This is a genomic window from Sphingomonas sp. LaA6.9 (genome assembly GCF_022601895.1).
GTDB lineage: Bacteria > Pseudomonadota > Alphaproteobacteria > Sphingomonadales > Sphingomonadaceae > Sphingobium_A.
Map to the genome: position 1 here is coordinate 1 of NZ_JAKVIO010000007.1, position 11,609 is coordinate 11,609.

Consider the following 11,609-nt stretch of genomic DNA (forward strand, 5'->3'; position numbering starts at 1 on the left):
GCGCGAGGACGCGCATGCGGTGATGCATCTCCACACGCCTTATGGGCAGGCGGTGTCGGCGATGGAGGAGGGGCTGCTGCCGCACACCCAGACCGCGATGATCGCGCGGCACGACATCGCCTATCACGACTATGAGGGGATCGCGACCGACCTCGACGAGCGCGAGCGGCTGGTGCAGGACCTCGGCCAGAAGAGCGCGATGCTGCTCCGCAACCACGGCACGCTGACCGTGGGCGAGACCGTCGGCCGCGCCTTCCTGCGCATGTATTTCCTCGAGCGCGCCTGCGAGGTGCAGGTCCATATGCTTTCGGCCGGCCGCAACGGCCTCAACAACCCGCCGCAGGGCACGCCCGAAAAGGTGAAAGAACAGACGACCGGGCCGACCATGGCAATGGCCGCCGACCTCCTCGCCTGGCCCGCGCTCCTGAGGAAGCTCGACCGGATCGACGCGAGCTTCCGGGAGTAACCTCCGCCACGTCACGGTTGCGCGCGTAACATGGTCTTGCGCGCGCGCCTGAATGGCCGCAACACCTCCGCCATCATTCTACGCCGGAGGTAAAGTTGCGCCGCAGGACCTTTCTCGCTTCCGTCCCCGCCGTTGCGCTGGGCGCGCCGCTTCTCGCGCAACAGCCAGCGATTGCCACGGGTGGCAAGCCCGCACCCAGCCTGACCCCTGATCTGCCCTCAAGCTGGAAGCCCGGCGAAGACCGGTTCATCCGCCCCGATGTCGGCGTGGGCGATCGTCCGGTGGGGGCGAGCTTCGGATCGCGCACCGCGGCCTATGGCATGTCGGGTGCAGCGGGCACCGCGCATCCACTCGCGACGATGGCGGGGATCGACATATTGAAGCGCGGGGGTTCGGCGGTCGATGCGGCGATCGCGATCAATGCGTGCCTCGGTTTCCTCGAGCCCACCGCCAACGGCATCGGCGGCGATTGCTATGTGATGCTGTGGGACCCCAAGGCCGGCAAGGTGATGGGGCTTGCGGGATCGGGCAAATCACCCCGTGGCCTCAGCCTCGATACCGTCCGCAAGCGCGCGAAGAACGGCGTGCTGCCCCCTTACGGCGCGGTCACCGTCTCGGTGCCCGGCACGGTCGATGCGTGGTGGATGCTCCACCAGCGTTACGGCAAATTGAAATGGGCCGAGATACTGCAGCCCGCGATCGAGCTCGCCGAGAATGGCGCGCCCGTCCCCGACCTGATCGCCGTGTCGATCCGCCGCAGCCTTGCCAATTTCAAGCGCAATTCGGGGCAGATCGAGGAACTCGACAACGCGCTCAAAACCTGGGCGCCGGGTGGTGAAGCACCGAAGACGGGCGGCGTCTTCCGCAACCCCGATCTTGCGCGCACGCTGCGCATGATCGCGGAGGGCGGACGCGATGCTTTTTATGAGGGGCCGATCGCGAAGACGATCGACGCCTATTTCAAACGCATCGGCGGCTGGTTGCGCCATGAGGATCTCGCGGCGCATCGCGGCGAGTGGATCGAGCCGCACATGACCAGCTATCGCGGCGTCGGCGTCCATGCGCTGGGCGCGAACACGCAGGGCATCGCGACCTTGCAAATGCTCAACATCCTCGAAAATTTCGACATGGGGGCGGCGGGCTTCCAGTCGCCGCTCTCGATCCATCTCCAGGCCGAGGCCAAGCGTCTCGCCTATGAGGACCGCGCGCGTTACTACGCCGATCCGCACTTCTCGAAAGTGCCCGTCGAGTGGCTCATCTCGAAGGAATATGCCGCCGAGCGCGCGAAGCTGATCCGCCCCGACCGCATCCTGACCCCCGTCCATCCCGGGCACGCGCCGAGCAAGGGCGACACCACCTATTTCAGCTGCGCCGACAAGGACGGGATGATGGTCTCGATGATCCAGTCCAACTTCCGCGGCATGGGCTCGGGGCTGGTTGCCGACGGGCTCGGCTTCATGTTCCAGGATCGCGGCCAGCTCTTCTCGATGAAGGATGGCCACCCCAATATCTATGCGCCGGGCAAGCGCCCCTTCCAGACGATCATCCCCGGCTTCGCCACGAAGGACGGGCAGCCCTGGATGTCCTTCGGCGTGATGGGCGGCGACATGCAGCCGCAGGGGCAGACGCAGATCATCGTCAACCGGCAGGATTATGGCCTCGAGATTCAGGCTGCGGGGGATTCGCCGCGCTGGCACCATGAAGGCTCGTCGCAATCGATGGGCGAGGATGATCCGAGCCTTGGCACGACAGGACTGCTCCGCCTCGAAAGCGGCGTGCCCGCCGCCACACGCGCGGCGCTCGCGGATATCGGCTGGAAGATCGGCGAAAGCGATGGCGGCTTCGGTCGCTACGAGTGCGTCGAGCTGCGCCATGACGGCAAGGACCGCGTCTATGCCGCGGCGAGCGAGATGCGCGCCGATGGCTGCGCGCTGGCCTACTGACGAGGCAGCTGCGCCCGCATAGTCGCTCGCGTAACGGCTCGGGGTTTGTCCCGATTGGCCGCCTCGCCGTCCGCTGCAATGCTCCGTCGCATGAGCACGGCCGACATGGCGAACGCGCGCGGGCTGGAGCGCTGGTTGCCGGGATTGCGGCTCGTCCGCACCTATCGCCGCGAATGGCTTGGCAGCGACCTTGTTGCGGGGCTCTCGGTCGCCGCGGTCGCGCTGCCGATTGGCATCGCCTATGCCCAGCTCGCCGGCTTCCCGCCCGTCGTCGGGATCTATTCGTGCATATTGCCCGCGGTCGCCTATGCGCTTTTCGGGTCTTCGCGCCAGCTCGTCGTCAATCCCGATGCCGCGGCCTGCGCGATGATCGCGGCCACCGTCGCGCCACTCGCGGCGGGGGATGCCGCGCGCTATGCCGATCTGGCGATCGTGCTGACACTGCTGACCGGTGTTCTGTGCATCGTCGGCGGTCTGGCGGGCTTCGGCGTCATCGCCAACTTCCTGTCGCGGCCGATCCTGACCGGCTATCTCAACGGAATCGCGCTCAGCATCATCGCGGGGCAGCTCGGCACCTTGCTCGGCTATCATGTCGAATCCGGCGGCTTTTTCAGAACCGTTGGCAGGGTGGTCGAACGGATCGGGCAGACGCACATGCCCACGCTGTTGCTCGGGTTGGCGCTGTTTGCGATCGTGGTCATCCTGAAACGCACCATGCCGCGCGTTCCCGCGCCGCTGGTCGCGGCGGTTGTCGGCATCACTGCGGTTTATGCTATGGGGCTTGGCGCTCAGGGCGTCGCTGTCGTCGGTGCTGTGCCTGCAGGTTTCCCCGTACCGCACATCCCGACAGTGAGCCTCGAAGAGCTCTCCGGCCTCTTCTCCGGCGCCTGCGGGATCATGCTGGTCAGTTTCTGCAGCATGATGACGACCGCCCGGGGGTTTGCCGCGCGCAACGGCTACGGCATCAATTCCAACCAGGATCTGATCGCGCTTGGCGCCGCCGATATCGTGTCCGGATTGAGCCGCGGCTTCGCGGTCAGCGGCGCTGATTCCCGGACGGCAGTTGCGGATGCAAGCGGCGGCAAGACGCAGTTGGCGACGATCGTAGCCGCGCTGGTCATGGCGCTGGTACTGATCTTCCTCACGACGCCGCTCGCCTATGTGCCCACCGCGGCGCTCGCGGCCATTCTGATTTCCTCGGCGCTTGGCCTGTTCGATTTCGCCTCGCTACGACGCTATTATCTCCAGAGTCCCGCCGAATTCCGCCACGCCATCGTCGCGATGCTCGGGGTGATGACGATCGGCGTGCTTCAGGGCGTGCTGATCGCGGTCGCTCTGGCGCTGCTGCGGCTGCTCGTCATGGCTTCGCGGCCCAATGACGCGGTGCTCGGAACCGTCGATGGGCAGCCCGGTGTCTATGCCCCCGGCGGAACCCCCGAGCCCGGCCTCCTGATCTATCGCTTTGACGGCGCGCTGCTCTTCTTCAACGCCGATCACTTCCTCGGGCGCCTCCGCTCGGCGATCGAGGCTGCGCCCCGGCGGCCCGAATGGGTGATCCTCGACATGGAGTCGATGCCCGTGCTCGACATCACCGGGATCGAGGCGCTCGAGCGCCTGCGCGTCGAGTTCGAGGTGCGCGGCATCGTCTTCGCGCTCGCGCGGGGCAACAGCTTTGCGCTGACGATGCTTGAGCGGTCAGGGCTTGCCGAACGTATCGGCGCGGATCGACATTTTCCGACCGTCCATCACGGCGCAGAGGCATTCCGCGCCGCAGACAGGGTCGCTATTCCGCCGGGGTCGACGCCACCAGCTTGAGCTGGCTTTCATGCTCGGAGGTGAGCAGCGGCGCGCTACCCTTGGCGGTGAAGCGGCCCTCGACGACGCCGCCGGTCTCGATGCTGATACTCTCATAGGCAACATCGCCCGTCACGCGCGCGGTGCGTGCGATGACGAGCTCGCGCGCGTTGATCGATCCGTCGACCATGCCCGAAAGCCGCGCGCTGTCGGCAACGACGCTGCCCGTGATGCGGCTACCTTCACCCTGGATCAGCGCGGCGCAGGAGATGTCCCCTGCGACGCTGCCATCGATATGCAGGTCCACCGTCGCGCTGATATTCCCCGTCACGACAACGTCGGCACCGATGACCGAAAAGGTCGCTGCGCTGCGCGCGGCGCCCTTAGCCATTGGCTGCGGGCTTTGCGAACCGCTTCTGGACGTTGTCTTGGACTTTGAGAACATCGGCATTGGCCTCCAGAAAAGGTCGCGGATTCATCGGACGTCCATGGACGCGGACTTCGAAGTGCAGATGTGTGCCTGTCGAGCGGCCGGTATTGCCCATGCGCGCGACCTGTTCGCCGCGCGCGACCATGTCGCCGACCTTCACGTCGAAGCCTGAAAGATGGCCATAGCGCGTTTCGATGCCGTGGCCGTGATCGATCGTCACCAGATAGCCATAGCCCGAAGCCGGGCCGGCATGGATGACGCGTCCCGACGCGGCGGCGACGATCGGCTGACCCATATGGCCCGAGAAATCGAGCCCGGCATGGAGCGCGGCGCCGCCGGTGAAGGGGTCCGATCGATAGCCGAAGCCGCTTGTCAGCGCCATTGGCGCGGTGGGCGCGGAATTGGGGATGGCGAGCAGCGTGCGCTCCATCAGGTCGAGCTGCCTCAGCGAGCTGGCGAGACGGACGAGCTGCATGTCCTTGGCCGAGCGCGCGCTCCTGACCGGGATCAGGGGGCCGCCCATCGCGAGCGGGCGGGCGCCCGCCAGCGCCCTGGGATTGAGGCCATAGCGGCGGATCGCCTGCTCGGCCTGCCGCGCACGCAGTGCCGCGGCCATCGTCAGCGTCTCGGCAAAGGCGAGCTGGCGCTGCTCGATCCGCGCCAGCGGTGCGGCCTCGGGAATGACGGCGCCGATCTTTGTCGCCCTGGCGTCGGGGGTGGCCGTCGCGGCCTGCGGCTTCACGTTGCCGAAATAGCCCTCGACCATGCTGTCGAGCAGCTGCTGCCGCCTTTCGAGGCGCTCGGCCATGCCGTCGACGCTTGAACGATAGGCCTGCACGCGGCTTGCCGACTGGCTGACGGCCTCCTTCTGTGCACCGATGGCCAGGCGATCGCGCACCGTCTGGATCTGGAGTCCGACGATGACAACGGTCACCATCAGCCACGCGACGACGCCGACCAGCGCCAGCGACGCCAGCTTCATCTGGAATGCCGTGGTGATCTTCAGGAAACGCATCTGTCCGCCGGAGCGGACATAGATCTCGTGATCAGGGAAAAACCGGGCCGTTCGGGCATGAAGCCCGGCAAACCCCGCTCGAATTTTCAACACTTTGCGACCCGCTCTATACCGATTGGTGGCGCTCACATAGCAAGCGGCTTTCCGAGTCCCGAGTCGAACTGCTTCCACTCGTGACGAGTCGGTCGAGTCGTGCGACGAGACGTTTTCGTAAACGGAAAATTCAGCTTTGGTATTCGTTGTGGATGCGAATCGACCGGCAGATTGAATCGATCGTTACGCTCCCGCCATCTCCATGATGACCTTCCATTCGCTTTCGGAGATAGGCACCACCGACAGGCGCGATTGTCGGATCATTGGCAGTTCGGCGAGCCGCGGTTCGGCCTTGATCGCCTTGAGGCTGACGGGACGGGGGAGGGGTTTTACCGGCTTCACCCTGACGGCGACCCAGCGCCCGGTCTTGTCCGTTTTGTCGGGCTCGGCCTCGCCCGAAATTTCCATCACGCCCACGGCCTCGAGCCCGATATTGCTGTGATAGAACAGCACCTGGTCGCCCGCCTTCATCGCCTTCATGTGCAGCGCGGCCGTCGGGTTTCGCACGCCGTCCCAATAGCCTTCGCCATCGCGCACCAGATCGTCCCAGCCATAGGCGTCGGGTTCGGATTTCATAAGCCAGTACGCCATCGCGCTTCTCCCCGTGCGGCAGTCCTGCGGTGTTATGCCGTACGATCGCGGTAGCCAAGGGCCACCGCGCCGGGCTTCATGCCGGATGATGGAAGAGGCGTCCGCGCTCGCAGATCAGGATCGCGCCCAGCGCGCCGAGTCCGCACAGGAAGAAACCCGTATAAAGCGGGACGGTGGTGCCATCGAAGAACTGGCCGATCGTGATGCCGATGATCGCTCCGTTGACCGTCGAGAACGCGCCCTGAAGCGAACTGGCGGTGCCGGCCACCTCGCCGACATGTTCCATCGCCAGCGCGCCAAAATTGGCGGTGGACAAGCCGAAGCAGCCCATGGCTGCGGACTGGAGCAGCGCAAAGGTCCAGATCGATTCGTATCCGCTCGTCGCAACCAGCAGGTGAATGCTGCTCAGCACCGTGAAGCCGATCAGCGCCCAGTGGCCGATGAAACGCATCCCCAGGCGCACGACAAGGCGCGAGTTGATGAGCGAGCCCAGCGCCATCGTCACGGCCACGCTCGCGAAGAGCGGCGCGAGCAGATGTGGCGCGCCGAAGGTATCGGCGAAGACCTGCTGGACCGAGTTGATGAAGCCGTACAGCGCCCCGGTCAGGAAGGCGAGGGCAACGGTATATCCCACCGATTGCCGGTCGCGCAGGATCTTGCCGCAGGACCGCCTGATCTGGGTCGGGTTGATCGCGATGCGGCGCTCGGGCGCCAGCGTTTCGGGAAGGCGCAGCGCGACCCAGATCAACAGTCCGACGCCGGTGAGGCCGAGCACGACGAAGATCCAGCGCCATGGCGCGACCAGCAGGATGAGCTGGCCCGCCGACGGCGCCAGTATCGGCGCGGCCATGAAGACGATGAACGCAAGGCTCATCACGCGCGCCATCTGACGGCCGACATAACGGTCGCGCACGATTGATGCGACGAGCGTCCGCCCGCCGGCGGAAGAGGCGCCTTGCAGCACGCGCGCAATCAGCAGTGTCTCGAAGGTCGGCGCCAGCGCCGCGATGACGCTGAACACGGCATAGGCTGCCAGTGCGGTCAGCAGGATGACGCGCCGGCCGAAACGGTCCGACAGCGTGCCGACGAACAGCTGCGCGACACCGAAGCCGATCATGAAGGCCGCGATCACATATTGGCGATCATTCTCGGTCGGGATCGACAGCGAATCGCCGATCGCCGGCAGCGCGGGCAGCATCGAGTCGATGCCGAATGCCACCATCGCCATGATCGCTGCCATCATCGCAACGAATTCGCGGAAACCCGGGCGCAGGCTCGTGGCGACTTCGGGATGGGCTGGCGCATTCATGCCCCGGCCTTTGGCGCAAAGCCGCTCCCGGCGCCAGAGTCGCGTTCACAATAATTGTTGCGGTGCAAACAAGTTCAGGTGTCGGGCTCAGCCGGCAAGACCCATTCCGAGCAGCAGCAGCAGGAAGATCACCAGCGTGAAGACCGTGAAATTGACCAGCAGGAAGGTTCGCAGCAGCGCCTTTGCCGTGCTTTGTTCATAGGCTCCCTTCAGCTGGAAGAACATGTGCACGGGTGGGATGAAGACGCCCGCAAGGACGAACCATCTGGAGCTGAGCCCCAGCGAGCCAAGCAGCGTCAGCGCGGTGAACAGCAGCGTCATGAAGGCCAGCGAGTAGGTCACGAAGACCGCATGGTCGTAAATGTGCCGCTTGCGGTGCCAGAAGAACAGCAGCCAGACGAAGGGCACCGATATGGGGATCAGCATCCACGAGAATTTATAGGCGTTGGTCTGGAGCTTGTAGAGCAGCAGATTGGGGTTTTCCCGCGCCTTGGCGATGCCCTTGTCGAGCCGATTCCAGCCCGTGCGCGCATCGCCGAGGAGCGTGTCGCCCTTTTCGGCAAGCACCGTCGGTCCGCCTTCGACGATCCTGACGACGCCCGAAACCGTCGCTTTTTCGCGCTCGAGTTCGCCGGTGTCCTTGCCCGCCGCGCGGGCGTCGGCGATCTGGCGGTCGATCTCCGCCAGCTTTGCCGCGATCTCGTCGCGCTTTGATTCGACTTCGATAGCACCTTGCCGGGCGATGTCGTTCTGGATCGCGGCGGGCGCCTCGAGATGACTGCCGAAGATGCTCAGCACCGCGAACATCAGGAAGACCGAGAAGAGAAACAGCGCGAGCGGCGAGACAAAGCGCATGCGCTCGCCCCGGATATAGCGGCGCGTGAGCTCGCCCGGGCGGAAGACCAGCAGCGGCAGCGTGCGCCAGATCTTGCCTTCGAAATGGAGCACGCCATGCGCGATATCGTGCCAGATCGCGCCCAGCGATCGGTGGATATGGCCGGGCTGGCCGCAGCTATGGCAATGCGTGCCGATCAGTTTCGTCCCGCAATTCAGGCAGATGCCCCCATCTGCGCCATGTCCGTCGACACCGCCCTCGACCGCGCGTGCGATCAGTCCGCCCGTGACCGCATCGCCGGCCGCTTCGATTTCCCCTGTCATGTCGCTGAGATATCAGCGGTGTTCGCTGCTGTGGAGAGGCTATTTCGAAGCCGCGCCGATCGTGCTAGCGGGCGGAGATGATCGAGAAGGGCATCGACTGCGGATCATTGATCCGTTCCATGGGTGAGGCCGCGCGCGGCGCGGCGCAATCGCTTGCCGGCGCCTCGAGCGCGCGCAAGGCCGCCGCGCTCGAGGCGGCAGCGGCAGCGATCCTGGCCGAACGCGACACGATCCTCGCCGCCAATGCCGAGGATATGGCGCGCGGCAGTGCCAATGGCCTTTCACCTGCGCTGCTCGACCGGCTCAGCCTTGATGTGAAGCGGCTCGAGGCGATGGCCGCCGGCGTCGAGGCGGTGGCGCATCTGCGCGATCCCGTCGGCCGGATCATCGACGAGACGCTGCGGCCCAACGGGCTCATCCTTCAGCGCGTGCGCGTGCCGCTCGGCGTGATCGGCATCATCTACGAAAGCCGGCCCAACGTCACCGCCGATGCGGGGGCGCTGTGCCTCAAATCGGGCAATGCCGCGATCCTGCGCGGCGGCTCGGAGGCGATGGCGAGCAACCGCGCGATCCATGCTGCGCTCGTGCGCGGGATCGTTTCCGAAGGGCTGCCCGAACACGCGATCCAGCTTGTCGGCGTCACTGACCGTGCGGCGGTGGGCGCGATGCTGACGGCGTCGGGGCTGATCGACATCATCGTCCCGCGCGGCGGCAAGTCGCTCGTCGCGCGCGTGCAGGAAGAGGCGCGCGTGCCCGTGCTCGCCCACCTCGACGGCATCAACCACGTCTATGTCGACGCGGCGGCCGATCCGGCCAAGGCGATCGACATCACCGTCAACGCCAAGATGCGTCGCACGGGCGTGTGCGGCGCGATGGAGACGCTGCTCATCGACCGTGGCTATGCCGCGCCCGGGACGCTGGTCGACGCGCTCATCGACGCGGGCTGCACGGTGCGGGGCGACGCCGACGCTCAGGCGCTTGATCCGCGCGTTGCCGAAGCCGGTGACGAAGACTGGGACACCGAATATCTCGACGCCATCGCCTCGGTCGCATTTGTCGACGGGGTCGAGGGCGCAATGGCGCATATCGCGCGCCACGGGTCGCATCACACCGACGCGATCATCACCGAAGACAAGGCCGTCGCAGAGCGCTTCCTTGGCGGCGTCGACAGCGCGATCGTCGCGCATAATGCGTCGACGCAGTTCGCCGATGGCGGCGAATTCGGCCTAGGCGCAGAGATCGGCATCTCGACCGGCCGGCTCCACGCGCGCGGCCCCGTCGCGCTCGAAGGGCTCACGACCTACAAATGGCTGGTCCGCGGAACGGGGCAGACGCGGCCCTGATGGCGCGCGTCGGCCTTCTCGGCGGATCCTTCAACCCTGCGCATAGCGGACATCGCAAGATCAGCCTGTTCGCGATGGCGGCGCTGGGGCTCGACGAGGTGTGGTGGCTGGTGTCGCCGGGCAATCCGCTAAAGGACGGGGCGGGCGACATGGCGCCGCTGCGCGCGCGGCTTGCATCGGCGAACAGGATGGCGCGCGGCAGCAGGATTCGCGCGACCGCGATCGAGGCGCAAATGGGCACGCGATATACGATCGACACGCTCCGCGCGCTCACGCGACGCTATCCAAAGATCGACTTTATCTGGTTGATGGGGGCCGACAATCTCGGCCAGTTTCACCGCTGGCGCGACTGGCGGGCAATTGCAGCCACAGTCCCGATTGCCGTAATCGCGCGTCCGGGTTATGATGGCACTGCCCGCGCAAGCCCTGCGATGGGTTGGCTCAGGGGGTTCGTCCGCCCCGCATGCCAGAGAAACAGTTGGACGCAATGGAGTTTGCCGGCGCTCGTGCTGTTGCGCTTTCGCCCCGACCCAACCTCCGCAACCCGTCTGCGACAGGCAGACCCCCATTGGCACCACGTCTTCGGCCGGAGCGCTCCGCGCGACGGTCTGACACGAGTGCCGATACCCTGAAGGAGCAACCTTGCCAGCCACCGCTTCCGCAAAAGTGCCCAATGACGCCGAAGGCGTCGAGGCGCTTCATCAACTCGTGCTCTCTTCGCTCGAAGACGACCAGGCGGTAGAGACGGTCTCCATCCCGCTAGCCGGAAAAAGCAGCATCGCCGATCACATGGTGATCGCGAGCGGCCGTTCTACGCGTCAGGTCGCCTCGATGGCGCAGAAACTCGTCGAGAAGATCAAGGCCGAGTTTCACCGGTCCGCGCGCATCGAGGGGCTTCCCAATGCCGATTGGGTGCTGATCGACGCGGGCGATGTGATCGTCCATCTCTTCCGTCCCGAGGTTCGTAGCTTCTACAATCTCGAGCGGATGTGGAATTTCGGGGACGCGCCCGCCGCCAACGAAGGCTGAGCGCGGACCCAAGATGCTGCTCCATATCGTCGCCCGCGGGCGCATTGGCCGCGGGCCCGAGGCGGAGCTAGTCGATCGCTATGTCAAACGGCTGAACTGGCCGTTCAGGATGACCGAGCTGCCCGACACCGGCGGCAAGATGCCTGTGCTTGAGCCGGGCACGGTGACGGTGATGCTCGACGAGAAGGGCGAGCAGCTGGGCTCGCTGCAATTCGCCAAGAAACTGGAGGCCTGGCGCGACCAGGGGCGGCGCGAGGTGCGCTTCCTCATCGGCGCGGCCGATGGCTTCGACGACGCGCAGCGCGCGCACGCAGACTTGCTGATCGCCTTTGGAAAGGCGACCTGGCCGCACCTCATGGCGCGCGCGATGCTCGCCGAACAATTGTGGCGCGCCACCTCCATCCTTGCCAACCACCCCTATCATCGCGAAGGATAGTC

12 protein-coding genes are annotated in these 11,609 nt (G+C 65.7%); 7 read left to right on the forward strand and 5 right to left on the reverse strand.

Annotated elements, in window-relative coordinates; genetic code table 11:
• The 3 genes from MKI88_RS05250 to MKI88_RS05260 all read left to right on the forward strand — a co-directional run.
• Window positions 1-466 (forward strand): class II aldolase/adducin family protein (locus tag MKI88_RS05250; protein ID WP_241629911.1); only part of this gene is annotated, 466 nt, incomplete at its 5' end.
• A gap of 95 nt (window positions 467-561) precedes the next feature.
• On the forward strand, window positions 562-2,409 hold the full coding sequence (gene ggt / locus MKI88_RS05255) for a gamma-glutamyltransferase (protein WP_241629912.1): 1,848 nt from the start codon (window positions 562-564) through the stop codon (window positions 2,407-2,409).
• A gap of 90 nt (window positions 2,410-2,499) precedes the next feature.
• Complete coding sequence (locus MKI88_RS05260) at window positions 2,500-4,224, forward strand: SulP family inorganic anion transporter (protein ID WP_241629913.1); 1,725 nt, start codon at window positions 2,500-2,502, stop codon at window positions 4,222-4,224.
• Here MKI88_RS05260 and MKI88_RS05265 read toward each other — a convergent pair.
• The 5 genes from MKI88_RS05265 to MKI88_RS05285 form a co-directional block, all read right to left on the reverse strand.
• Window positions 4,193-4,594: a polymer-forming cytoskeletal protein gene (locus tag MKI88_RS05265; protein WP_241629914.1), complete on the reverse strand. Its 402-nt coding sequence runs from the start codon at window positions 4,592-4,594 to the stop codon at window positions 4,193-4,195. The two genes, MKI88_RS05260 and MKI88_RS05265, sit on opposite strands and share 32 nt — an antisense overlap.
• Complete coding sequence (locus tag MKI88_RS05270) at window positions 4,587-5,648, reverse strand: M23 family metallopeptidase (protein ID WP_241629915.1); 1,062 nt, start codon at window positions 5,646-5,648, stop codon at window positions 4,587-4,589. Before MKI88_RS05270 ends, MKI88_RS05265 begins: the two co-directional genes overlap by 8 nt.
• A 276-nt stretch (window positions 5,649-5,924) precedes the next feature.
• Complete coding sequence (locus tag MKI88_RS05275; RefSeq protein ID WP_241629916.1) at window positions 5,925-6,332, reverse strand: EVE domain-containing protein; 408 nt, start codon at window positions 6,330-6,332, stop codon at window positions 5,925-5,927.
• Window positions 6,333-6,408: 76 nt separating this feature from the next.
• Window positions 6,409-7,641 (reverse strand): multidrug effflux MFS transporter, encoded by a 1,233-nt coding sequence (locus MKI88_RS05280; RefSeq protein ID WP_241629917.1) that lies wholly within the window; start codon window positions 7,639-7,641, stop codon window positions 6,409-6,411.
• A gap of 87 nt (window positions 7,642-7,728) precedes the next feature.
• Window positions 7,729-8,799, reverse strand: coding sequence for a DUF3667 domain-containing protein (locus tag MKI88_RS05285; RefSeq protein ID WP_241629918.1), 1,071 nt, complete (start codon window positions 8,797-8,799; stop codon window positions 7,729-7,731).
• A 77-nt stretch (window positions 8,800-8,876) separates the two neighbouring features.
• On the opposite strand from MKI88_RS05285, the gene MKI88_RS05290 reads away from it, so the two are divergent.
• Genes MKI88_RS05290 through MKI88_RS05305 form a run of 4 tightly spaced genes read left to right on the forward strand, consistent with a single transcriptional unit; the run spans window position 8,877 to window position 11,607 of the window.
• Complete coding sequence (locus tag MKI88_RS05290; protein ID WP_241629919.1) at window positions 8,877-10,142, forward strand: glutamate-5-semialdehyde dehydrogenase; 1,266 nt, start codon at window positions 8,877-8,879, stop codon at window positions 10,140-10,142.
• Window positions 10,142-10,774 (forward strand): nicotinate-nucleotide adenylyltransferase, encoded by a 633-nt coding sequence (locus MKI88_RS05295; protein ID WP_241629920.1) that lies wholly within the window; start codon window positions 10,142-10,144, stop codon window positions 10,772-10,774. The genes MKI88_RS05290 and MKI88_RS05295 overlap by 1 nt, the downstream gene beginning before the upstream one ends.
• Before the next feature lie 10 nt (window positions 10,775-10,784).
• Window positions 10,785-11,171, forward strand: a complete 387-nt coding sequence (gene rsfS, locus MKI88_RS05300) for a ribosome silencing factor (RefSeq protein ID WP_241629921.1) — start codon at window positions 10,785-10,787, stop codon at window positions 11,169-11,171.
• A 13-nt stretch (window positions 11,172-11,184) separates the two neighbouring features.
• Window positions 11,185-11,607 carry a 23S rRNA (pseudouridine(1915)-N(3))-methyltransferase RlmH gene (locus tag MKI88_RS05305; protein ID WP_241629922.1) on the forward strand — a complete coding sequence of 141 codons (423 nt, stop codon included), beginning with the start codon at window positions 11,185-11,187 and terminating at the stop codon, window positions 11,605-11,607.
• Window positions 11,608-11,609 lie beyond the last annotated feature (2 nt).